The 23,485-nt window shown below is 62.9% G+C and carries 20 protein-coding genes and 1 tRNA gene; 7 read left to right on the forward strand and 14 right to left on the reverse strand.

The window, feature by feature from the left end:
* Nucleotides 1-20 precede the first annotated feature (20 nt).
* Nucleotides 21-1,226, reverse strand: a complete 1,206-nt coding sequence (locus ESB00_RS14010; RefSeq protein WP_129048417.1) for a DUF2851 family protein — start codon at nt 1,224-1,226, stop codon at nt 21-23.
* Between the two features lie 104 nt (nt 1,227-1,330).
* Between ESB00_RS14010 and ESB00_RS14015 the strand changes: the two genes are divergently transcribed.
* A tRNA-Ser gene (locus tag ESB00_RS14015) sits at nt 1,331-1,418 on the forward strand.
* 53 nt (nt 1,419-1,471) lie between these two features.
* On the opposite strand, the gene ESB00_RS14020 is transcribed toward ESB00_RS14015, so the two are convergent.
* The 4 genes from ESB00_RS14020 to ESB00_RS14035 form a co-directional block, all read right to left on the reverse strand.
* The gene (locus ESB00_RS14020; RefSeq protein ID WP_218938764.1) at nt 1,472-2,164 is read right to left on the reverse strand and encodes a zinc metallopeptidase; all 693 of its coding nucleotides are present in this window, start codon (nt 2,162-2,164) and stop codon (nt 1,472-1,474) included.
* Nucleotides 2,165-2,268: 104 nt separating this feature from the next.
* Nucleotides 2,269-4,326: a M3 family metallopeptidase gene (locus tag ESB00_RS14025; protein WP_129048418.1), complete on the reverse strand. Its 2,058-nt coding sequence runs from the start codon at nt 4,324-4,326 to the stop codon at nt 2,269-2,271.
* A gap of 56 nt (nt 4,327-4,382) precedes the next feature.
* Nucleotides 4,383-6,227, reverse strand: a complete 1,845-nt coding sequence (locus ESB00_RS14030; RefSeq protein WP_129048419.1) for a TonB-dependent receptor domain-containing protein — start codon at nt 6,225-6,227, stop codon at nt 4,383-4,385.
* A gap of 93 nt (nt 6,228-6,320) precedes the next feature.
* On the reverse strand, nt 6,321-6,557 hold the full coding sequence (locus tag ESB00_RS14035) for a ferredoxin (protein WP_129048420.1): 237 nt from the start codon (nt 6,555-6,557) through the stop codon (nt 6,321-6,323).
* Between the two features lie 119 nt (nt 6,558-6,676).
* Between ESB00_RS14035 and ESB00_RS14040 the strand changes: the two genes are divergently transcribed.
* Together ESB00_RS14040 and ESB00_RS14045 are read left to right on the forward strand one after the other, a co-directional pair.
* Entirely contained in the window at nt 6,677-7,567 is an 891-nt protein-coding gene (locus ESB00_RS14040) for a rhomboid family intramembrane serine protease (protein ID WP_129048421.1), read from the forward strand.
* Between the two features lie 96 nt (nt 7,568-7,663).
* The gene (locus ESB00_RS14045; protein WP_129048422.1) at nt 7,664-9,862 is read left to right on the forward strand and encodes a carboxy terminal-processing peptidase; all 2,199 of its coding nucleotides are present in this window, start codon (nt 7,664-7,666) and stop codon (nt 9,860-9,862) included.
* Here the strand turns inward: ESB00_RS14045 and prmC are convergent.
* The gene (gene prmC / locus ESB00_RS14050; protein ID WP_129048423.1) at nt 9,848-10,693 is read right to left on the reverse strand and encodes a peptide chain release factor N(5)-glutamine methyltransferase; all 846 of its coding nucleotides are present in this window, start codon (nt 10,691-10,693) and stop codon (nt 9,848-9,850) included. The genes ESB00_RS14045 and prmC overlap by 15 nt on opposite strands.
* A 4-nt stretch (nt 10,694-10,697) precedes the next feature.
* Nucleotides 10,698-11,819 (reverse strand): peptide chain release factor 1, encoded by a 1,122-nt coding sequence (gene prfA / locus ESB00_RS14055; RefSeq protein ID WP_129048424.1) that lies wholly within the window; start codon nt 11,817-11,819, stop codon nt 10,698-10,700.
* Between the two features lie 110 nt (nt 11,820-11,929).
* On the opposite strand from prfA, the gene ESB00_RS14060 reads away from it, so the two are divergent.
* Nucleotides 11,930-12,943: a haloacid dehalogenase-like hydrolase gene (locus tag ESB00_RS14060; protein WP_129048425.1), complete on the forward strand. Its 1,014-nt coding sequence runs from the start codon at nt 11,930-11,932 to the stop codon at nt 12,941-12,943.
* Nucleotides 12,944-13,022: 79 nt separating this feature from the next.
* Here ESB00_RS14060 and ESB00_RS14065 read toward each other — a convergent pair whose 3' ends face one another.
* The 6 genes from ESB00_RS14065 to ESB00_RS14090 all read right to left on the reverse strand — a co-directional run bounded on the left by ESB00_RS14065 (nt 13,023) and on the right by ESB00_RS14090 (nt 19,154).
* Complete coding sequence (locus ESB00_RS14065; RefSeq protein ID WP_129048426.1) at nt 13,023-13,703, reverse strand: hypothetical protein; 681 nt, start codon at nt 13,701-13,703, stop codon at nt 13,023-13,025.
* 208 nt (nt 13,704-13,911) lie between these two features.
* The gene (locus ESB00_RS14070) at nt 13,912-14,643 is read right to left on the reverse strand and encodes a DUF3379 family protein (protein ID WP_129048427.1); all 732 of its coding nucleotides are present in this window, start codon (nt 14,641-14,643) and stop codon (nt 13,912-13,914) included.
* Nucleotides 14,640-15,191, reverse strand: a complete 552-nt coding sequence (locus ESB00_RS14075; RefSeq protein ID WP_129048428.1) for an RNA polymerase sigma factor — start codon at nt 15,189-15,191, stop codon at nt 14,640-14,642. The genes ESB00_RS14070 and ESB00_RS14075 overlap by 4 nt, the downstream gene beginning before the upstream one ends.
* Before the next feature lie 167 nt (nt 15,192-15,358).
* Complete coding sequence (locus ESB00_RS14080; RefSeq protein ID WP_129048429.1) at nt 15,359-17,152, reverse strand: hypothetical protein; 1,794 nt, start codon at nt 17,150-17,152, stop codon at nt 15,359-15,361.
* Between the two features lie 50 nt (nt 17,153-17,202).
* A complete protein-coding gene (locus ESB00_RS14085) occupies nt 17,203-18,360 on the reverse strand; it encodes a two-component system sensor histidine kinase NtrB (protein ID WP_129048430.1) in 1,158 nt (385 codons plus the stop codon).
* Between the two features lie 35 nt (nt 18,361-18,395).
* Nucleotides 18,396-19,154, reverse strand: coding sequence for a ribonuclease HII (locus tag ESB00_RS14090; RefSeq protein WP_129048431.1), 759 nt, complete (start codon nt 19,152-19,154; stop codon nt 18,396-18,398).
* 154 nt (nt 19,155-19,308) lie between these two features.
* Here ESB00_RS14090 and ESB00_RS14095 point away from each other — a divergent pair, with 154 nt between their 5' ends.
* Nucleotides 19,309-19,788, forward strand: a complete 480-nt coding sequence (locus ESB00_RS14095) for a hypothetical protein (RefSeq protein WP_129048432.1) — start codon at nt 19,309-19,311, stop codon at nt 19,786-19,788.
* Nucleotides 19,789-19,807: 19 nt separating this feature from the next.
* Here ESB00_RS14095 and rnhC read toward each other — a convergent pair whose 3' ends face one another.
* Nucleotides 19,808-20,818, reverse strand: coding sequence for a ribonuclease HIII (gene rnhC / locus ESB00_RS14100; RefSeq protein WP_129048433.1), 1,011 nt, complete (start codon nt 20,816-20,818; stop codon nt 19,808-19,810).
* A gap of 115 nt (nt 20,819-20,933) precedes the next feature.
* On the opposite strand from rnhC, the gene ESB00_RS14105 reads away from it, so the two are divergent.
* Both ESB00_RS14105 and ESB00_RS14110 read left to right on the forward strand, forming a co-directional pair.
* On the forward strand, nt 20,934-21,953 hold the full coding sequence (locus ESB00_RS14105; RefSeq protein WP_246026494.1) for an A/G-specific adenine glycosylase: 1,020 nt from the start codon (nt 20,934-20,936) through the stop codon (nt 21,951-21,953).
* A gap of 110 nt (nt 21,954-22,063) precedes the next feature.
* Nucleotides 22,064-23,485 (forward strand): NAD(P)-dependent oxidoreductase, encoded by a 1,422-nt coding sequence (locus ESB00_RS14110; RefSeq protein ID WP_129048435.1) that lies wholly within the window; start codon nt 22,064-22,066, stop codon nt 23,483-23,485.

Here is a 23,485-nt window from a genome sequence, read left to right on the forward strand (position 1 = left end):
CCCGGCAAGGGGTTTGCCAGTCAGCCACTTGCAAGAGCATCGCGATCGAGAATCCAACCGAGCAAACCTTGGGCCCAACCGTGACATCGCGGACCGGCATCCGCTCCCGCGAGCCCGAGGGCGACAAGCCCTTGTCGGACCTCCGCCGGCACATCCCCGACAAACCAATTGAACCAGAGCGGCCAAAAGTCGCTCTCGGCCCTGGCCGCCAGCAATGGCAGCAAGCCATCGCATACCAGATTGTCCAACCGGGTGCCCCCCACGGCCTGACCCATCAGTTCCATGGCTATTCGCTCCCGGCAGCGGGCGAGTCCAAGCTTTTTGCGGCACTCGCCCACCCCCGCCAATGCAGAAAACGGGGCTGGATCCGCAAACCCACTGATCAAGCGCTGCGGCCAATCTGGCACCTGCCCGGTCCATGCGGCATATTGCCGCAGGCGCCGCAGCGGATGGTTGGCCGGACGAACACCTTGGGTCTGCCAAGCATCGGGTGTCTCGGCATAAATTTGCTCAGCCGTGAGACCGTGCCGCCAGACCGACAACGGGTGGCGGGTCGCAACCGAAAGCATGGGCGCCCGATTCTGGCGGTAGCCAAGAATTTCGAGCGCGGCGTGATGCGCGGCCTCACTCCAGCCGAGTTTGGCCATACGCACGGAAACAAAGTGCACCTTTTGTTGCCAACGTCCGCGCGCCCGCTTGAGCAAATGTCCGCGCAGTTCCTTCGCCGGCAACTCTGCCAGTTCGGCCAGTTTTTCTGCGGCATCGCGCGCCGTGAGATTTTCCAAGGCGTCATCTGATGCGTATTCCTCCAGTCCGCGGTTGAGCAGCGGCAACAACACCAGCGTGGGCAAGGGTTCACCGCGCCGCGACCGAGCGACAGTCTGGTTATCGGCTGGCGGAAACATCACCACGTGCAGGCGCACGTTGTCGTATGCCGGATCGCCATCATGGCCGTGAGCCCGCCAGTCGCCTGCCCGAAAATGAACTTCCACGTCTCCCGTTAGCTCGCTGCCGTCGATGCGTAGCCGGGCCCCGCGAAAATCCGGACCTGCGAGTAGATTCCACGCACCGGCTCTCAGGATGGACAAAGTCCTCCCATCGATCAGCCGCAGATCATGGGTCGCGAAGTCCTGCCGCAACCAGATTTTCTGCACGACTCGCTCGGCCAGGGTAAAAGGCCCATAGAGCCCCTGCATTTCGTGAACTTGGTCGGAGGTGGTGGCCATGGTGCTTTTGCATGCCGCATGGCCCTGCGACGAAGTTTGCGGACTCGACACAGCGGTAAATTTGCCAAGGCTGCGAGTCGAAACTGTTCGCCTGAAACGACTCCGGAAGGGTGGCAGAGTGGTCTATTGCGGCGGTCTTGAAAACCGCTGAACCGCAAGGTTCCGGGGGTTCGAATCCCTCCCCTTCCGCCAAACAAAAACGCCAGCCCGAAGGCTGGCGTTGAGACACCCAGTAGAGCCCCGGATCATTCCTCGCGCCGGCTGCCCAACAGCATGAGCAAAATGTGCAGCAAGCTGCCGAGGGAGGCCACAAAGGCGGCCACGTAGGTCAACGCGGCGGCATCAAGCGTCTCTCTCACACCGGGCATCTCATCGCGATCGAGGATGCCGAGGTTCACGAGCTGCGCCTTGGCGCGGTTGCTGGCGTCGAACTCCACCGGCAGGGTGACCAGCTGGAAGAAACAGATGACCGTGAGCGCCACGGCGCCCAGCATGAGAAACATGCCACCGAGCTTGGAGGCGCCGAGCAGAATGCCGGCAATAATCAGAAACTGCGAAGCACCGGCCGAAATCTGCGTGGCGGGCACGAGCACCTGACGAACCTTCATCATCGAGTAGCCTACCTTGTGCTGAATGGCGTGGCCGGCCTCGTGGGCGGCAACACCAAGCGCGGCGAGACTGGTACCGTGGTAGTTGTGCTCGGACAGCGCCAGGCGTTTGTTCATGGGATCGTAGTGATCGGTCAGCTGTCCGGGCACCTGCACAATTTCCACGTCGTGAATGCCCGCGCTTTGCATCACGGCAGCGGCGGCCTCTCGGCCGGTGATCCGTCCACGCGATGGAAGACGGACGTTTTTGTTATAGGCGCTGGACACGCGGAACTGCGCATACAGGCCGAACAGCATGGGTATGGCGATGAGTAGGATCCAGAGCATCATGGTTTAAATGGGTTTATGGGCGGAATAGATTATCATCGAGGAGCCGATTTCCAGTGAAATCGACCCCGTTGGAAAACGGCGGGATCCGTTGTAATCGCTGCCACTCAAACCAGCCCGGCACGCAAGAGTAGCGCCTGCAGGTCGGGCGGGCGGCCCATGAAGGCCTTGAATAATTCCATGGGCTCGGCGCTGTTCCCGCGGCTCAGCACATGGTTCACGAAATCGCGGCCCACCGCAGGGTTAAACAAACCCTCGCGCTTAAATCGCGTAAAGGCGTCGGCATCGAGCACCTCGGCCCACTTGTAGGAATAGTAACCAGCTGCGTAACCCACCGGATCGGCGAACAGATGGGTGAAACGGTTTTCCATGGTCGGCGAAGCCGGCTCCGTTGGCGTCAGGTATCCCTGCAGGCGTCCCCGGATCCAGGCCGCCAGATCCGACCCCATCTCCTCGACCGGGTGCAGGTGCAGGTCGAGGTCCATGCGGGCAAATGCGAGCTGGCGCATCGTGAACGACGCGCTGCGGAAGTTCTTAGCCGCGATCATCCGGCGAAACAGTTCCTCCGGGATCGTCGCGCCGGTCTCGTGATGCCGCGCGAAGAGATCCAAACTCTCACGCTCCCAACACCAGTTTTCCATGATCTGCGAGGGTAGTTCGACGAAGTCCCAGGCCACGTTCACGCCGTTGAGCGACTTGATGCCAACCTCACCCAACAGATGATGCAGCAGATGGCCAAACTCGTGGAAAATCGTCTCCACCTCGTTGTGCGTCAACAGGGCGGGCCGGTCGCCCGCGGGCGGCGTGAGGTTGCCGCAAATGAGCCCGAGATGGGGCGCGCGCCGGCCATCGGGCTGCGGCCCGCCGGTGATCAGGTAGTTCATCCACGCCCCACCCCGCTTCGACTCGCGTGGGTGCCAGTCGGCGTAGAACGAACCCACGTGCCGGCCCGCGGCGTCGTGCATGTCGTAGAACTTCACCTCGGGGTGCCAGGTCTCGGCCGCCGCGGCCGGCAGCTCCGTCACCCGCAGACCGAAGACCCGCCGCGCGATCTCAAACATGCCGGCGACCACGCCCGGCAACGGAAAATAGGGCCGCAGCTGCTCCTCGTCGAAATCGTAGCGGGCCTTGCGCAGCTTCTCCGCCCAGAAACCCGTTTCCCAAGGGGCGAGCCGTGATACTGGTTGCCCAGTCTGCTGCGCCTTGAATTCCTCCAGTTCGCGACTCTCCCGGGCAAATGCCGCCTGCACCCGCGAGTGCAAATCCTTGATGAAAGCCAGCGCCTGGGCGCCGTTTCTGGCCATGCGCCGCTCCAATACTAAATCGGCGAAGTGCGGCTGCCCGAGCAAAGCGGCTTTTTCCTGACGAAGCGCCAGAATCTTCCGGACCAGCTCCTGATTGGCATGTGGAACCTGCGTGCCGACCACGACCGCTGCAGTCCAGATTTCACGGCGCAGAGATTCGTCTTCGGCGTAGAGCATGGCCGGCTCCTGCGAGGGCATGTGCAGCGTGAAACGCCACGCCGGGTTCTCTTCGCTGCCCAGGCCCTTCTTAGCGGCGCTCTGACGCGCGGACTCCAAGGCATGCGCCGGCAGCCCGCGCAAGCGCTCGACATCGGTCACTATGAGCTCCCATGCATTGGTGGCATCGAGGACATTTTCAGAATACTTCTGCGTGAGCTGGGCGAGGTGGGCCTGCAGCGCTTCAAGCCGCGCCTTCTTCTCCTTGGGCAGATCGGCTCCTTGCTGACGGAATTCAGCCAGCGTCTCGGCCAGGAAGCGACGGTGTTCGCCCTCCAAGGCCTGCGCCGCAGGACGCAGGGACGCCGCCTTGAGCCGGATCCACAGGGGCTCGTTCAAAGGGATCTTGGCTTGGAACGCCGATACCTTTGGCAGTGCGGCGTTGTGCGCTTCCCGCAGTGCGGGCGAATCTGCCACGCTGGTCAGATGGGTGACCTTCGCCCAGGTTTCATTCAGCAACTCGGTGGCCTGCTCGAGTGCGAGGAATGTGTTGGCGTAGTCCGCCGCCTCGGGGCCTTGCGCCGTGATGGTGGCGATTCTCGATTCGGCATCCGCCAAGGCGGCATCCACGGCGGAGACGACAAGATCAGGCGTAAGTTGCGACCAGCGGATGTGAAACGAGCGCAGGAGAAACGGGTTTTCCATCGGCCCGAACAGACCGGGCGCGTCCCGCCACTGTCAACCGAATTGACCGCGACGGATCACCAGTGCCAAGTGACGCCTCCGGCGAACTGGCGGTGCGCCGCCGGCACAGCCGGCACTTCCTGAAAGTCGTCATCCCAGAGATTGTCCACGCGCAGCGAGATTTCGAGACCGCGCACCGACGCAGGCAACCAATACAATCCGGCCGAAGTCAGAACGGCTTCATCGCCGCCAGCCGTGCGCAGCAGGTTTTCTTCCTGCACACGGTATTCGTTGTCCAATCGCAGCTCGAATCCCCGGCCCAGTCGGGCGACCAGCGCTGCGGTGAGCCGGTGCCGTGGAAAGTTCAGCGCATAGAAACTGGCATCCACGGTGGCCGCTCCGTAATGCGCATCCTTTTTCAGGCAGGCGTAGCTGAGGATCAGGTCGTAGCGCTGCGTGTTGTAGATCGCGACAAGTTCCAGGCCGGTCGTGTCGATGTCCACCGCATTGGCCGTGCGGGCGGTCACGCCTTGGCGAAAGGTCCAGTCCACGAGATCGTCGTCCTGCCGGTGAAAAATCGCCGCCTGCACCGTCCAGCCAGCACGGGCGAACTCCACGCCCGCTTCGAGATTGCGGCTGGATTCGCGCCCGAGGTTTTGGTTGCCGCGGAAGAGTCCGGCGGCGGGATTGGATTTGAGGGCGGTATAAGTCGCGACCTGGCTGCTTTCAGCATATTGCGCATAGTAGCGAACACCGGACGAACCTCGCAGGGCTGCCTCCAATACCGGGGAGAGGGCCGAGTCGTCACGATCGGTGTCATCATAGGCGGCTCCAGCCCGGAGGGTCAGTCGACCATTATCAGTGTCGGTCGCGATCTCCGGCACGACTGAGATTTTGAAGTAGTCGCGGGTGCGATAAGGCCCGAAGGTCAGTGAGGTGGATTCGATGCTGTCGCGCAGGAACTGGACATTGTAAGCAAGCGCCCATCCTGCAAATTCCTGCCGGCCGTCAGCCGCCAGCGCGCGGACCCTGGTGGTGTGGATGAAGGGATTGGACGCACCTGGCACCGCGCGGTTGAACTCATAGTCGTCGTAGTTGCGCCGGTAGTAGGCGCCAACTTGCCAGTAGTTTTCCGGCGAGGTCCAGGCGCGGTGGTTGAATGCGTAGAGCTCGGTCTTCAGAAATTCCGTCTCATTGAAACCGAAGGGCGTGTAGAGATTGGGCCAACCGAAGAACTTTTCCTGCCAACCGGCGAAAAGGTCAGTCTGACTCCCCTCACCCGCCAGCTGCACGCGCCCGGCGATGCGTTTGAACATATGATCGCCGAACGGCACGGAGCCGTCCGACTGGGAGCGGGCAAGGTCCACGTCGGCCGCGAGGGTCCGGCCGGCCACTTTATCCGCCGCCACAAAACCCTGGTAGAAACTCTGGCGGTGCAAATCATCGCTGCCGGCTGCGAGTGAGAGTTCTCCCCGCGCCGAAATCGGGCGCCAACCGTAGGCAACAGACCCGACCTGGGCATTGAAGCCCCCGGCGGCATTGTCGGCCCCAGTCAGCACCCTAGGGGTGGTGAGCATGGCCGGTGCGACCGGAAGCTCGGCAAAGTAATGTCCGGTCTGCGGATCGTGCAGACCGAGCGCGCCGAGTTTGAAACCCGTATTTTCAAAAATTCCGCCACGGATCGCGACGTCGGCCTGGCCTTCGGCCAGGTTACGTGCCTGCACGTCCACGCGTGGCTCGAATTGCAACCCGGAGACCGGCATCGCAAACGTGGCCACTGGGGTCTGGTTGGCGACTTGAACGGAATAGACCGAGAGTTTCGGCAGTTCGTAAGTCTCGTCTGGAATCTGCGCCCAAAGCGGATGAGCGGCCGTCAGCAGGACGGCAACTATGATGCGGAGAATCAAGCCAACCATGTTCATTGAGTTAAAATAAAAATACTAAATGCTTAACCAGCGAGAGAAAACAAAAGCCGCCCCATGGCGGCTTGAAATGAAGGAGCGTGCCGCTCCAAGTTATTGATCGCCGTCGTTGCCGATGGCCTCAACCGGACAGCCTTCGAGGGCTTCCATGCACTGCTGGACCTCTTCCTCGGTCGTGGGCTGATTGTGCACGAAGGAGTAGCCGCCCTCCTCCTGACGTTTGAAGAAAGCCGGAGCCGTCTCACGGCAGAGGTCGCAGTCGATGCACTGCTGGTCCACGTAAAACTTACCTGCGGCGTTGTCTTTCCACTTGTCTGCTTTGTTGGCCATGGTTCGCGTGAATCAAGGGGAATTCGGAGGACTGTCAAGCGGGAGCATGGCAAAACCGCGGGCGGCTCCGTCCTGCGCGCGGGCTTGTATTGCTACCCTTCGCAAGTAAGTTGGCCCCGATGCCCTCCGACCGCTTTTACACGCGCAGCGACTATCCCCGGCCGCGCACGACGGCTTTGGTGTGGATGGTCGCGGCCATGGTCGCGGTCTTCGTGCTTCAATCCCTGCTGTTGCTGCCGTGGTTTGGGGCGAGTCACACGATGCCCGATGCGCTGCGCCTGACCGTGCGCAGCCTGGAACAGGCCCAAGTCTGGACCTTGCTCACGCACGGCCTGCTGCACAGCACCGGATTTCCTCTGCACATCATTTTCAGTCTTTTGATGCTGATTCTTCTGGGACGTGAACTGGAGCCACAACTCGAAGCCCGCCGCTTCGTGCTCCTCTTCGCCGCGGCGTTGGTGGTTGGCGGCATGGCTTGGCTGGCGGTCCACTGGAACCAAGGCGGTACACACATCGGTCCGAGCGCCGGACTCATGGCTCTTCTCGTGGTGCTAGCCCGGCTTTACGAGGATCAGCGTATGAGTTTCATGCCGTTCTTTCTGTTCACCCTGACCGTTCGTCCGATGCAGCTCGTCTATGGCCTGGCCGTGATTGACACGCTGTTGCTGCTGTTTGTCGAACTTCCGGGCTCGGATTTGCTCATGGGCTATGCCGCCTCGGCCCATTTGGGTGGCATGGCCACCGGCTGGCTCTATTTCCGTTTCTTCCACGCCAACAACGGTTGGGATCGAGCCCCGGGGTTTTCACTGCCCGCTTGGATCAAAAACGCCGGCAAAGCCCGGCCGGCCCCGTCCGAACCCGCTGTTTCCCGCCCCGCCCGCGATCCCTATGCCCTCAAGGCCGACGTGGACCGGATCCTCGACAAGATCAACAGCGTGGGCTTTGCCGCTCTCACGGATGAGGAGAAGCAAACGCTCGACGACGCCAAGGATCTGCTGAGCAAAAGATAGGCGTCCGCCCACCCTCCAGAGACCGATCATCACAATTTCCGAAACATTTCCTCCCGCTTCGCTACTAATTTTCAGTCACCGTTCCCCACAAAGCCCGTGAATCCACGCCTTCGCTCCTTTCTGACCAGCACCTTCCTTGTCTTCTCGCTCACCGCCATCCTGTCGGCGGCCCCGGATCGCGAGCTCAAGACCACCCCGCTGATGCGTCTCGAGACCCGCACTCTCGTGCAGATGCTCGAGCATTTTCACTACAACAAGGACGGGGTCAGCCCAACCGAATATGCGGACATCGTGACGCGCTACATGGAGGAACTCGATCCACAGCGACTTTTTTTCCTGCAAACCGACGAGCAGGCCTTCCGCCGTCAATACGGCCCGCGCCTCGAGACCGATCTGGCCTACCTTGGCAATATCGACGCGGCCTTCGACATCTACAAGGTCTATGAACAGCGCGTTCAGGCCCGGATTTCCTGGATCTTCGAGCAGCTGCCCGGAAGCTTCGAGTTCACCGCCGACGAATCCTACACGCCCGACCGCAGCAAGAGCCCTTTCCCGGCCAGCGCCGCTGACGCTGATGACCTGTGGCGCAAGCGCCTGAAATACGAAATGCTCCACGACGTGGTTGCCAAGAAGACCGTGGACGAGGCCAAGACCACCCTGCGCAAGCGCTATGAGCGCATGCTGAAAAACATGGGCGACACCGAGACCTCTGACATTCAGGAGACCTTTCTCACCAGCCTCACGCGGATGTATGATCCGCACTCCGACTATTTCTCTGCCGATACTTACCAGGACTTCAGCATCCAGATGAAGCTCTCGCTCGTCGGCATCGGTGCCGTGCTCGGCATCGAGGAAGACGGCTACTGCATCGTCCGCGAGGTGGTCGCCGGCGGCCCCGCTTTCACCAGCGGCCAGATCAAGGTCAACGACAAGATCGTTGCCGTGCAGCAGGAGGGCGCCGAGCCCATTGAGGTCATCGGCATGAAGCTTCGCCGCATCGTGGACATGATCCGCGGAGCCAAGGGCACCAAAGTTACCCTGACCGTCCTCCCTCGCGATGCATCCGACGCCTCGCAAACCAAGCAGGTCCACATCGTGCGCGACGTGATCAAGCTCAACTCCGCCCGCGCCAGCGCCACCATCTACGAACTGCCCGGCGCCAACACCGGCGAAACCATCCCCGTCGGCGTCATCGCGCTGCACTCGTTTTACGACGGTTCGCCCGAGGACGCTGCGCCCGAGGACGTGCGCAACACCGCCTCGCAGGATGTCGCCGAACTGGTCGCCAAACTGAAGACCGAGGGGATCAAAGCCCTCGTCATCGACCTGCGCCGCAACGGCGGCGGCCTCCTGACCGAGGCGGTCAACCTCACCGGTCTGTTCATCAAGACCGGCCCCGTCGTGCAGGAACGCGACTTCCAGGGACAGGTATCCGTGGACAGCGACACCGACAGCAACATTGCCTACGACGGCCCGCTCGCCGTGCTGACCTCGCGCTTCAGCGCTTCCGCCTCCGAAATCTTCGCCGGCGCACTGCAAAACTACGGCCGTGCCGTCATCATCGGCGACAGCTCCACACACGGCAAGGGCACCGTCCAGGCCGTGCTGGAAATGAAGAATTTCCTGCCCCGCTTGAGCCAGGATGTAGGCAACACCGGCGCAGCGAAGCTGACCGTGCGCAAGTTCTACCTGCCCAACGGCGCCTCCACGCAGAAGAAAGGCGTGACCCCCGACATCACCCTGCCCTCGATCGACGACTTCCTCCCCATCGGCGAAGGCACCCTGCCCCGCGCCCTCGTGTGGGATGAGATCAGCCCGAGCGCCTTTACGGGCAAGGCCCTTGACCAGACCTTTGTGCAGCCCCTGCTCGAGGCCAGCCGCGGCCGCCAGGATTCGCTGGAGGAATTCGTCTACCTCAAGAAGAACATCGACTGGTTCCGCGAGAAGCAGGAACAGAAGACCGTCTCGCTCAACCTCGACCAACGCCTCGCCACCAAGCAGGCCGACGAGGAGTTCAAGAAAGCCATGAAGGCCGAGGCCGAGCGCCTGGCGCAGAACAACTACGTCTCGCGTGAAATCAAACTCGACTCCGTGATCAAGGCCGAGGCCGCCGGTCTCGCGCCCGCACCCAATCTCGACGAGGGCGACACCGACGCAGAGGAAGACGATGCCCGCGCCAAGTTCGACGTGCATCTGCGCGAGACGCTGCGCGTCGTGGGCGATGCCCTGAGGCTGGACAGCGGCTCGCTGATCTCGGCCGAGACGCCTTCGCCGGTTGCCTTACACAAAGGCTAACAGGTAGCGGTCCCGTCCGGTCAGGTCGCGCAACGACTCCGTGCGCGCATAGCCGCACTCCCTCGCCACGGCGGCCAGACGCGCATGCTGTGCGATGCCCGTCTCGCAGGCCAGCAGGCCGCCGGCATTGAGAAAGCCGCGCGCCTGATGGAAAATGCGCTCCAGGTCCGCCCTCCCCTCCTCCGCCGCCACGAGGGCGGCACGCGGCTCATGCTCGCGCACCTCGGGCGTGGCTTCCGCCACTTCGGCATCGGTCAGGTAGGGAGGATTCGCCACAATCAGGTCGAATTTCTCCGCAGCCACCAGGGCGGAAAACCAATCCGAAGCCAGCAGACGCACGCGTGCGGCGAGCCCAAGGGCTTGGGTGTTTTCGCCCGCCAAGGTCAGCGCCTCGGCGCTATTGTCCACGGCCGTGACGCAAGAAGCCGGGTATTTGACCGCCAACGCCAGCGCCAGCGCCCCCGTGCCGGTGCCCAGATCAAGAACCGCCTTGGGCGCTGTAGTCAGTTTTTCACCCACTAACTCGACAAGATACTCCGTCTCCGGTCGCGGAATGAGCGCGCGCCGGTCCACCTTAAGTTTCAGGCCGCAGAACTCCGTCGCGCCGAGAATGTATTGGAGCGGCTCGCGTGCGCCACGCCTTTTCACGAGTGGGCGGATCAGCTCCAGCTCGGCCTCGGTCAGCGGCCGTTCGAACTGCAGGTAAAGCTGCATGCGTTTCAGCCCCAGCGCATGCCCGATGAGCAACTCGGCATTCAGGCGCGCGCTCTCCACACCGCGTTTGTCGAAAAACTCGGTCGTGCGCTTGATGATTTCGAGGACGGACAGCATCGGCTCAGTCGTCATCGCCGCCGGCGCGCACGCGGGAAGGCACGGGGCCGCCCGTGAGTTCGGCCAGCTTTTCCTCGAAGTCGGCCCGCTGCAACGCCTCGATCACCGGATCAAGATTGCCCTCCATCACCGAGGGCAGGCTGTAAAGAGTGAGCCCGATGCGGTGGTCCGTCACGCGGTTCTGCGGAAAATTGTAGGTGCGGATGCGCTCGCTGCGCCCGCCCGTGCCGATCTGGTTGCGGCGCTGCGCGGCATACTTGGCCTGCTCCTCCTCCTCCTTCTGCTTGAGGAGCCGCGAACGCAGCACGGCCATTGCCTGCGCCTTGTTCTTCTGCTGCGAGCGGCCGTCGGCGCAATAGACCATCAGCCCCGTCGGCTTGTGCACGATGCGCACCGCCGAGTCCGTCGTGTTCACCCCCTGGCCGCCGGGTCCGCTGGCCCGCATCACGCTGATCTCGATATCCTGCGGATCGATCTGCACGTCCACCTCCTCGGCCTCCGGCAGCACGGCTACCGTGATCGTGGAGGTGTGGATGCGACCGTTGGCCTCGGTGACGGGAATCCGCTGCACCCGATGCACGCCGCTCTCGTATTTCAGCTGCTTGTAAACCTGCTGGCCGGTGATGAGGAAAATGACCTCCTTCAATCCGCCACGCTCAGACGGGCTCGAACTCATCGGCTGGATTCTCCAGCCGCGTCCTTCGGCGTATTTTGTGTAGAGGCGGTAGAGTTCGGCGGCAAACAAACTGGCTTCATCCCCGCCGGTGCCGGCGCGGATCTCGAAGACCGTATTGCGCGAGTCCGATGGCTCCGGCGGAATCATCGCCAGCAGCACCGCCTGCCGGAGTGCGTCACGCCGGTTCTCCATCTCAGGGATTTCCTGCTCCGCCAGTGCCCGCAGCTCGGGATCAGCCTTGGGGTCCTTGATCAGACGGGCGTGTTCCGCCAAATCCGCCCCCAGCCGCTCATGCGTGCGGTAGTTTTCCACCAACTGCCGCAATGCCTGTTGCTCGCGCGTGATGTCGGCGGCTTTCCGCGAGTTGGTGTAGAAGGTAGGCTCCGCCATCTGCGCATCGAGTTCATCGAGGCGGCGCTGAAACGGAGTGATCGAAGGAAGCTGATCCATGCGGACGAAGGGAGACGGAGGGGAAATTGCGAATTGCACAAGCCGCGAGCGGCGGCTTTATCAACGGCCAATCAAGCCGGCGTAACGCCGGCTAATGGAAAACCTCTTTGATGGCCTCGACCCTCTTCACTCAGAACATCATCGCCTGTGTCTGGGACTTTGACAAGACTTTGATCCCGGCCTACATGCAGGCGCCGCTGTTCCGGCGTTATGGCATAGATGAAGCCACATTCTGGACTGAGACCAATGCGCTCGCGGGCAACTACAAGAAACGCGGCTACAATATCTCGCCCGAAATCAGCTACCTCAACCACCTGTTGACCTACGTGCTGTCTGGCAAGATGGCCGGACTAAACAATCAGGTGCTGCGTGACTGCGGCCGTGAGATTGAGTTCTACCCCGGCCTGCCAAAGTTCTTCGAGTCATCCCGCGCCTGGGTGAAGGCCAAGCCGGAATACGCGAAGCACGAGCTCCAACTCGAGCACTACGTGGTGAGCACCGGCCTCGCCGAGATGATCCGCGGCAGCGCATTGGCGCCCTACATCGACGCCGTGTGGGCCTGCGAATTCATCGAAAATCCGCTGCAACCGGGTTTCCTCAAACAGAAGGAACTCGGCCTCGAGGCTGCCGCCGAGATCGCGCAGATCGGCGTGATGATCGACAATACGACCAAGACGCGCGCCATTTTCGAGATCAACAAGGGTACCAACCGCAATCCCGCGATTGACGTGAACGCCAAGGTCACCCCCGAGGACCGCCGCATTCCGATCCAAAACATGATCTACATCGCGGATGGCCCCAGCGATGTGCCGAGCTTTTCCGTCGTCAAAAAGGGAGGCGGCAAGACCTACGCCGTTTACAATCCCGCCGTTCGCGCCGAATTCGAGCAGAACGACCGTCTGCGCCAAACCGGCCGCATCGACCATTACGGGCCGGCTGACTACTCCGAAAACAGTCCGACCACCCACTGGCTGCATCTCCAGATTGAGAAGATTTGCGAACGCATCGTCGCCGACCGCGAAGCTGCCGTCGCCTCCCGCGTCGCCAAACCGCCACGCCACCTCAGCACGCCGCCGATGCCCGAGGGCGGCAAGGCGCCGAAGCAGACCTCGTTTCTGGAGTAGTGCTGCAAAAGCCAAGACCTTGAAAGCAAAACGCCGCCCCGGAGGGCGGCGTTTTGTCTATGGCGAGCGTTTGTGACGCTCAAAGGCTGAAACGCGGGGTCAGCGTGGCCGCGGTGGTGAAACTGAAGACGTGAACCGGTTCATTGACGGCCACGGCCGCAGGCTCCCGCTCGGTGTAAACCACGGGCACCTCGGGCTCCACTGGCAGCACCAACTCGAATCTCGGAGAATTGTGCGCCACCGCAAAATTGACGGTCGCATTCTCCAGGGAGATCGCCGCCAGCTTGGGCTGCTGCTGTTTAGGAGCCAGGGACGACGCCACGGCCGTATCGGCCCGATGCTTGAAGGTCTGCACCAGATTCGTGACCCGGGTGGCGTAGTCGTAGCTCACCGTCGGCACGCGGCCCTTGAGCACGTTGTTCACGCCGCTGTTCCAAGCCATCGCGATGTTGAAAGGGGAAGCATCCACGCCCGCCCTCTCCAAGTTGCCCTTGATCCACTCGTAGTGTTTCACGGCCACCTCATCCGCCGCCTCGCGTTGAACCGCTTGGCTGAACGGCCGCTTGGTGTGCATGCGCCAAGTGGTAGGACGGAATTGATAGGGTCCGAGTTCACCAAAACGACCGGTTCGCGTATGGTTGGTCGGATTCTCCACCCAGTTGATGGCGCGGAGGGTTTCCCAACGGTCGTCCGCCGCGGCCTTGATTGTAAAACCAAGGACGAAGCCCAGAAGGAGAAGTCGTGTGAAGAGTCGTTTCATGTCGCAGGTGAGCCCGCAAAAAGGCCAACGCCACGACTCCGACAAGTCGCATTTTTCCCTGTAAAAACGACTTTGCGACGGGGTGTCCCGCTTTTGACGACTCGTTTCCCTAAGTCACGAAACAGGTTGGTTTTTACGCGCCTTTCTTGCCCAAGAATTTTTCCACTTGGCTGTAAAAAATGGCCCTGTTTTCAGTTCAGCAAAGCAATCACAATAAGGCTTCGAGACTCTTCCGGCCGGACCGGCTGACCACGAGCACCACATGGTCATTATCGGCCCAAGCCGCCAAGCTGGCGCGACCGTGATCCGTGATCGTTGGGGTCGATCCAGAAGCCAAGCCCGGGAAGTCGCTTTTTCGGACAATGTAGGCGTGAAACCACACCCCGTCGCGCTGGAAGCACAGCTCCAGCACCTCGTGTCCACGGCAGTTCACCGTGCGGCAACCTGTTTCCAGCAGGTTGGCAAACTGGATGGGCAGTTTCTGCCCCAGGCGCGTGGTGGGATCGTTCAGCACCCTCTGCAACTGATTGTTTTCGTGCCCATGGCCACCGTGCATCGCACTGATCCGGGCGTCGGCCAGGGCAAAGTCGGTCAAAGCCTCGGCCCGGTTTGGCCACAGGGCAACGCCCACCGCGAGGAACATGGCCACACTAGCGGCCGCGGCCATCCAGGCCGGATGCCGCCACCAGGGCCGCGCGGCTTGCATAGCAGCGGTGACCGCTCCGCCCGCCAGGATGGAGGCGCGGAGGTCCGCCGGCGGGTCAATCTGCGTGAGTTTGGCCGACACAGCCGCATCAAAGGCCTGCATTTTGGCCAACCATTCGGCCAAGGCCGGATCTTTACGTGCCTGCTCCAAGGCGGCGCTGAAGGTCGCATCACTGGCGTCCGTACCATTCGGCCGGTAACCCTGTAGGATGAATTTTGCCTCCTCGTTGTTCATGAGAGTTTCCTCGCTTCGGGGTTGCTGAACGAGACCACCTTGCCGCGTGTACCCGCATCCTTGCGGGCCAAAGCGGCGCGAAGCTGCGCCTTGCCGCGGGAGAGGCGCGACATGACCGTGCCGATCGGCACTGCCACCAGCTCCGCGATCTCCTTGTAGGAAAGGTCCTGCATGTAGAAAAGTGTCAGCGGCACGCGGTAGGTCTCGTCCACCTCCTGCAAAGCCTCAACCACGAGCCCGGCATCCATGCCCGTGACCACATCGACTTCCGGTGCCGGTGGATCGGCCTCGACCGGTCCGAGATCTTCCAACGCACTCATCCGGCCCGACCGACGGCGCCCGCGCAGGAACTCCCGGTAGAGCGTGGTGAACAGCCAGGACTTCGCCTTGTCCACCTCACGCAACGCATGACCCTGCTTGGCCCAGATGAAAAATGTCTGCTGCGTGAGGTCACCTGCATCCGACGGGCTTTTCGTCAGGCTCAGGGCAAAGCGGTAGAGCGGCGTGTAGTGCGCATCCACCAACTGCGTGAACATCTCGCTGGGCATGTGTGGTGATGGGAGGCGCCAGTCCGCTGATTATTCCCGCAAACAACGCGGCGTTCGCGCGAAGCGGTCCGAGTGACCGCAGGTAAACCCAACTATCCGCCCCTTGGACAGGAAAAACACGGACGGGCTGCGCAGATCGTTCGACACCACCAGCCGCGGCCACCGCTTCAGTTCTGATCACGCCGGCGCCAGATCTCAAACGGGTAGATGGTTTGCTCGAGCTCGTAATGACGCTGCACGGTCTCGTTGAGCGGGTAATTGTTGTAATTCATTCGCGGTGCCGTCGCCCAGTCCGCTTCGGACACATCGATCAGGGCGCGAATCGCATAGCGCGGCAGCGGGCCGGCCTTGAGCTCGTCATTGAGCCGCCCGAGCGTCGCCTCACTCTGGCCCCGCCGCACCGCCCAAGCCAGCCCGTAGGCTGGCCGCGCGTCGAACAGGTAATAGATCAACGGACAGTCGTCGAAAGCCAGCAGGGCGTCACCCGGGCGTAGGCGCGGTGCCAAGGTGCGGTGCAAGGCTTCAATCGCCTGCACCCGTTCCGGCGTGGACCGGATGTGACGGAGCTTAGACAGCGAGAAGACCGCCGTCAACCGAGGCCGCGGCGCATCACGATAGATGGCCAGGCGATGTTCGGAGTAGGCACAGAAGAGCAGAAGCATGGCCGCGACGGACAGCCCGATCGGCAGCACCCCGGGCCACCCTTTGCTTCGCCCGGCCAAGATCGTTAAACCGGCCCCGAAGGCGAACGGCAGACCGAGCAGACCGGACAGCCAGGATCGTTCAAAGGTGTAGAAATAGGTCAGACTCGCATAGGTTATGGCCGCTAGCATCGAAGCGAGGAGCAGTGCCCGGATATTTTCGTGGCCGGCCTCAGCCGGTTCGCGGGGAAAAGCGCAGGCGAACCCGCCGGCCAGTAGTCCCGCGGCCGTGAATCCTAGAGGCAATCCCGCGGTGCCGTAGGCGAACACATAGATCGGGAGCATGAGAATGCCCGTCGCCAACATCACACGTCCACCGCCCATATTCCCGCTTTTCTTCCTCCCCAGCGTGATCACGACTGCACCTGCACCCACCAGCAACAAGCTCCCAACCACCATCCCCAGGCTGTGGCTGAATGGATAAAGCAGCAGGTGGCCGAAGAACTCGCCGGCATTGCCGTGGTCAGGCAGCGGCGCCCGGCTCATCGCCATGCGTTCGCGCCAAGTTTCGAGGGTTCCATCCCACCAGCATGAAACGCCGTATGCCAGCCATGCCGCTGACCACACCAGCAGGCCGAGACCCTGCCCGGTCAACTTCCGGCCGCTGCCTCCTGGGTTGAGCACCTGCCGGCCTGCCTCGTACATGGTCAAGGCACCGGCCACCAGAGCCAGCCCGGGATGAGCCATCGTCGCCACAAACATTGCCAAACCGCCCAGTGCGCCCCAGAGCCGCCCGCCCACTCCCGGTCGGGCGGACAGCCCCCAGCTGGCCAGAGCAACCAGGAGAAAGTCGGCCGACAGATTGTTGTAGGAGGGAGTCGCCAAGCCGAGCATATGGCAGACAAACAACGGCACCGCGGCCAGGAGCAGGCTGCGCAGTGGTGCCCCCGACAGCCGGAACAGCATTTCGGCGAACAGCAGGTATGCCGCGATATGCACGCCCCACCCCAGCAACCGGAATTGGTAGAGGGACATCTCCGGGCTCAACCGATACAACCCGGCGAGATAAACCTCCACGGGCCGGACCAAATTCATGAGCTCCCCGGCGAACGGCTTTTCCCCGAGGTAGATCCGCAGCGGCCATACGAGGTGCGCGCCTTCGTCGGTGAAATCCACGCCAAAGCGGAAGCGATCCAGCCCGTACACTGTCATCGCCATGACGAACAAAACCATCCCTGCCAGAAATATTCCCCTCGGATTGCGCATGCGATAACGACGTTCGGATGCTCCGGTTTCGCCGATTTCAACAGGGAGGCTCATGCCCGAAATGGGCGCAGGCCGGTGGAAGGGGGTTCCAACAGCACGAGCATTTATCCTCCCGCCAGCATCCGCACGCGGCGGTGTTTTTGGGGAAATTGCAGCGTCACAACCGTGCCGACACCCTCCTTGCTTTCGATGCCGACGTGGCCGCCGTGGTCACGCAGGATGCGCTGCACGATCATGAGCCCGAGACCGTGGCCGCTGACCTTGGTGGTGTGGTAGGGCTGGAAGAGTTTGGCGAGATCCTCCGTCTTGATGCCGCTACCGGTATCGGCGAGCGCCACATAGACGGAATCGTCGTCGGCCCGCAGCTTGAGGCTCAGCCGGCCGCCGGGCTGCATTGCCTCCATGGCGTTCTTGATGAGATTGAAGAATACCTGCTTCAACTGATCGCGGTCGGCCATGATCATTGGCGTGCCGGCGGGCATCTCGCCCTCGACTTTGATGCCGCGGTCCGCGAGCTCGCGCGCCTGGAAGTGCAGCACTTCCTCGATCAGATCGGGCAGGTAGAGCTCCGCGAGGTCGGGCGGACGCGGACGGATGGCCTCGAGGAAGTTTTTGATGATGCCGTCGAGGCGTGTGACCTCGTCGCGGCAAACCTTGATCGAATCTTCCAGCGACCGCGTCTCCTTGGAGGCCTTCAGCTTCTTGAGTTTCCGGTCGATCAGCTGGAGGTGAATCGTAAGCGAGTTGAGCGGATTGCCCAGCTCATGCGCCACGCCGGCGGCCAGCAGGAGGATGGAGGAGATTTTCTCGTTCTCGATGAGCTCGGCGGTGGATTTCCGCTCGGCAGTGATGTCGGAGAGGATGATCGCCCGGCGCGGCCCGTGCTCACCGTCGGCGAAGGGCACCATGTAAAGCCGCACCAGCCGCGGCGACGGATAAGCCAGCTCAAACTCGCGCGTGACGAGTGGCGCGTCGCTATCCGCTCCGGCCAGCGAGTCGTGCAAGCCGGGCACGAGCCGCCACAAGCTGCCGCCCGCCGCCGGCTCCTTCAGCCCTATGAGCCGAGCAGCCGCTTCGTTGGCGTAGTCGATCAGTCCGCCGACATCAATCACCAGCACGCCTTCCTGCAGGGTGTTGAACACCGCCTCCAGCATCGCGCGTTCGCGGGCGAGGCGCTGCACAAGGTTGTGCAGGTTGGGCTCGTCGAGCTGGTCGAGCCGGCCGAGCACCTTGTCGAGCGAGCTGTGCTTTTTGACCGCCATGGGGAATTCGAAGGAAGCGGGAAGCCGCGGCGCGTTCAACCAAACAACGTGAGCTGCCCCTCGAGGTCACGCGGCTGGGCGAAGAGCTTGCGCAGGAAACTGTCGCGATGGACCGGGCTGCGCCCGCGCTTGAGGATCGCGTCGCGGTGCTCCTCAGTGCCGTAGCCTTTGTGCTGGGCGAAGCCGTAGCCGGGGTGCTGTCTGTCGAGCTCATCCATCATCCGGTCGCGCGTAACCTTGGCGACGATCGAAGCCATCGCGATGCACAGCGAGCGGGCGTCACCGCTGACCACACCTTCGTGGGGATACGGGAAATTCCGCAACGGCAGCCCGTCGATCAACACGCGGCACAAGACCGTCGGCTGGAACGCCGCCTTCTCCTCCTCGCTGGCAAACAAGTCGGGCTCGGTCTTGAGCTCGAAGGCCGAGGGCGGATAAATGCCACCGAGGGCGCGCCGCATCGCCAGCTTGGTGGCGCCGAGGATATTGACGGTCTCGATCTCGGCCACGGTCGCGACCCCGTAGTTGGCATGGATCTGCCCTTGGGCGACGAGTTCCTCGAACTCGGTCCACAACTCTTCGCGCTCTTTCGCCGTGAGCTGCTTCGAATCGTTGACCCGGCCGGATTTCGACACCGCCCAACGCCCTTCCAGAAATTCCGGTGAGACCAGCACCGCGCCCGCCACCACCGGGCCGGCCAGGGCGCCGCGTCCGGCCTCATCCACCCCGATCAAGCCGGTCACGCCCTGAATCTGCTTCAGGTCGTATCCGCGGAGCTGGCGGCGTTTGGGCATGGGAGGGTTGTAAGGCCGGCCAGTCCGCAGGCAAGCGGGGAGGCGCCAATTCTCCGAACCGCCCAAATCGAAACCCACCAGAGGCTTCCGCCCGTTCCTCAATTGTTACCTGGCAGCGGCTGGCCTCGGTCCGGATCCTCGCTTCATTGTTGTCATGAGCCTCCTCGAAACCCTCGAAATGCTGAGCTATCTCGTGACCATCGTGGGCCTGCCCCTCGCGATCCTCACTTTCGTCTGGGAGCAGCGGAAGGAGCGGCGCAACGAGGAGGAGGAAATCTTTCAGCGCCTGTCCGACGAATACCGGGAATTCCTCAAGCTCGTCCTCGATAACGCCGACCTGCACCTGCTCCGCCGCGAAGGCGCCCAGACGGAGCTGACCGACGAACAGAAGGAGCGGCGCCTCGCTATCTTCGGCATCCTGATCTCCCTCTTCGAGCGCGCCTACCTGCTGGTTTATGAGGACGAAATGGACAAGCAGACCCGCCGCATGTGGCAGTCATGGGAGGACTATATGCGCGAATGGGTCCGCCGCGCCGACTTCCGCGATGCACTCCCCGGCCTGCTGGAGGGCGAGGACGAGGAGTTCACTCACTACATCAGCCAGCTGATGAACGAGGAGCAGAAGGTGCCGTGACCGTGCGACGCGACTTCCCTCACCGCTTCCACTCCGTCTTTTCCTTCGGCATCTTCAGCGGCAGCTCGTCGAGTTTGCCGGCCGCCGATACGACTTCGTAACTTGTGCGGAAGTGCAGCTTGGCGAAGCGTCCGAGCGCCTTGGCGCCGAAACGCTCGATGATCTGCGCCGCCTGCGCCTTGGCGTCGGCCCCGGCGCCAAACCGGAGCTTCTCGCCAAACTCACGCGCGAGTTCGCGCATCTGGCGCACGAACTCCGCGCGGGCCACGACCGATGCCGCGGCCACGACCGGATCGGATTCCGCCTTCGTGCGCATCTCGAGGTTGAACCGCTCCAGCCCGCGCTTCTTCAGCTCGCGCTGCACCAGCGGTTCCTTGGAAAACTGGTCGAGCAGGCCGCGGCCGACCCACTTCTTCTGCAGGGCCGCCTCCAGCGCCCGCGCGTGCTGCCAGGCGAGCAGGCGGTTCAGGTTCGCCTGCGGCTTGAGCATCAGCTCGTTGTATTTCGCCATCCCACAGTAGACCACCTCGACCACCACGCCGGGTGTGTTGCGGATGACCTCGTCGAGCTTCAGGATCTGCGAATCCTCGATGCTCTTGCTGTCGCGCACACCGGCCGCGCGCCAGGCGTCGATGGCGGGCTTCTCGGCGATGACGGTCGCCGCCACAACCGGGCCGAACAAGTCGCCCTTGCCGCTCTCGTCGAGCCCGGCATGCGGCTCGAACCACTCGGGATTGTGCACCTCGTCGTAGCCAAGCTTGGGTGTGCCCGTCACCTCAGCCTCGATGATGTTCTGCACGAAGTCCTCGGTCTCTTTGCCGGCGACTAGCACCTTGCCGCTGGTGTAGGCGGTCACGTTGACCTTGGGCCCCTTGAACGCAAAGCGCGCATACGGCACCTCGACTTCCTCCCAATATTTGGCCGCCACGACGGCGCGCAGTTTCTCCATCTGGGAGTCGTCCAGCTTGATGGTGTAGGTGGTGAGCGCCTTCGGTTTCTCTTCCTCGGCTTCGTCTCTCCGTTTGGGCATAGAACCAGATGGCCACAAAAAGGCCCAAAAACACACAAAAAATTGCCGAGTCTTTCGTTGCCCTGTTTTTCGTGTCTTTTAGTGCCTTTTTGTGGCCCAAACCTCCCCGGCATCCTTGGTCAATTCCCGCGCCGCCTTTCAGTGCGCCCTTCACGGTTGGTATGCCCTGCATCAGCGCAGGCTCCCGTGGCGCGACTCGCCCTCGCTCTACAAAACGGTCGTGTCGGAATTCATGCTGCAACAGACGCAGGTGGTTACTGTTCTGCCCTATTTTGACCGCTGGCTGCGCGCACTGCCCGATTTCGCCGCGCTCGCCGCGGCCCCGGAGGCGAAGGTCATGAAACTCTGGGAAGGCCTCGGCTACTACTCCCGCGCCCGCAACTTGCACAAACTCGCCCAAGCCTGGGTGGCCGCGCCCGCCAAACCCCGCACGCCCGCCGAGTGGCGCGAGCTGCCCGGCATCGGCCCCTACACCGCCGCCGCCATCACGAGCATCAGCTTTGACGAATCCGCCGCCGTCGTGGACGGCAACGTCGTGCGCATCCTCGCCCGCCTCACGAACGAGCATCGCCAGTTCCGCGACGGCACGGAGGCCGTGAAGCACTTTACTCCACTAGCCGACGAACTCATCCCCGGCGCGCATCCCGGCACGCACAACCAGGCCATGATGGAACTCGGCGCGACCGTCTGCTTTCGCCAGAAACCGCTCTGCCTCACCTGCCCCGTTGCCGAATTTTGCGCCGCCCGCCGCTGCGGCGACCCCGAGACCCTGCCCCGACTCAAACCCAAGCAGATCGAGGCAAAGTTCGTAATACGAACTTTCTGCCTGGACCGAGACCGTCTCCTGCTCCGCCGCGGACACGCCTCCGCCAAACTCCTTGTCGGGCTGCACGAACTGCCCGAGGCCTCCGACCTCGGCGTGAAACCTACCGCCGCCACGCTGGTCGCCACCAAGCGCCGCGCGATCACACGCTTCGCCATCACCGAGGCCATCCACGCCGTGAAACCCACCGCAGCGCTGCGCGCCACAATCTCCCGGTCCGACTCGCTGGAATGGATCCCCCTGGATCAGCTCGATCGCATCACCCTCTCCGGCCCTCACCGCCGCTGGATCCAAGAGTTGCTCAAGCGCTAGCTCCAGAGCCGGCGCAAGCCATGCGCTGGCTTCGTCAATAACCGCTGAGCCGCCGGCGCGCTTTGCCGGCATCATAGAGCGGTCGGACTCCGTCCGCCGGCTGCCACGCCATGTCCTCACCCGCCGACCAACAATCGAAGTTCGCCTGGTCGCTGATCAACCGGGCCACTCCGCCCAAACGTCCGGCGGCGGAGCGGATCGCGGATTTCCGCGAGATCTACCGTGAGTTCGACGAGGCGACGGCCCTGGCCCAGGCCGCCCGATGCATCCAGTGTCCGGACGCGCTTTGCATGAAGGGCTGCCCGCTAGCCAACCGCATCCCGGAGTGGCTGGCGCTCACCGCCCAGGGCGCATTCCTTGAGGCTGCGGCCGCGTCGCGGGCGACCAGCAACATGCCCGAAATTTGCTCGCGCGTCTGCCCGCAGGAACGGCTGTGCGAAGGCGCTTGCATCCTCAACACGCGCTCTGAGCCGGTCGCCATTGGCGCCATCGAGCGGTTCATCAACGAATACGCCTTTCAGCGCGGCGATGTGGACTTCGGACGCGCCCCGGCCAACGGCCGCAAGGTCGCCGTCATCGGCTCCGGCCCGGGCGGTCTCGCCTGCGCCGACGAGCTCGCGAAGCTCGGCTACGCGGTCACGGTCTTCGAGGCGCAACCCGTGCCCGGCGGCCTGCTGGTCAATGGCATCCCGGCCTTTAAGCTGGAGAAGTCCGTCGTCGAGCGACGTATCGACGTGCTGGCGCGCCGTGGCGTCGAATTCCGCCTCGGCGTGCGCATCGGCTGGGACGTCTCCCTGGCCGGCCTCCGCGACAAGTTCGACGCCGTCTTTCTCGGCATTGGCGCGCAGAAGCCGAAGCCGCTCGACGTCCCCGGCGCAAACTTCTCGGGCATCGTTGAAGCCCTGTCGTTTCTGATTCAGAAAAATGTGGACTCCCCGCTGATGGCGGGAACGCCCATAGAGGTGACCGGCAAATGCGTGGCCGTGCTCGGGGGCGGCGACACCGCCATGGATTGCTTGCGCACGGCGGTGCGCAGCGGTGCGCGCCGGGCGGTTTGTCTCTATCGCCGCGACCTCGCCAACATGCCCGGCAGCCGCAAGGAATACGCCAACGCCCTCGAGGAAGGCGCGCAGTTCCAGTTCCTCACCAACCCAGTCGAGTTGGTGGGCGACGCAGCCGGCCAGGTGGCCGCCGTGCGTTGCGTGCGCATGGAGCTCGGTGCACCCGACGCCACGGGCCGTCGCTCGCCGCGGCCGGTGGTGGGTTCTGAATTCGAAGTGCCCGCCGACCTCGTGATCGTGGCCTATGGTTTCGACCCGATGCCCTTCCCCGGGGATAGCGATCTGGCGCAGGTCGCCACCGACAAATGGGGCGGCTTCAAGGTGGACGAAAACCAGATGACCAGCTTCCCGGGCGTGTTTGCCGGTGGCGATTCTGTGCGTGGACCGAGTCTCGTCGTGCATGCCGTGTGCGACGCCCGCCGTGCGGCCCAAGGCATTCACCGCTGGCTCGAATCTCGGCAACCCGCCTGA

Origin of the sequence: Oleiharenicola lentus (genome assembly GCF_004118375.1) — a bacterium.
Taxonomy (GTDB): domain Bacteria; phylum Verrucomicrobiota; class Verrucomicrobiia; order Opitutales; family Opitutaceae; genus Lacunisphaera; species Lacunisphaera lenta.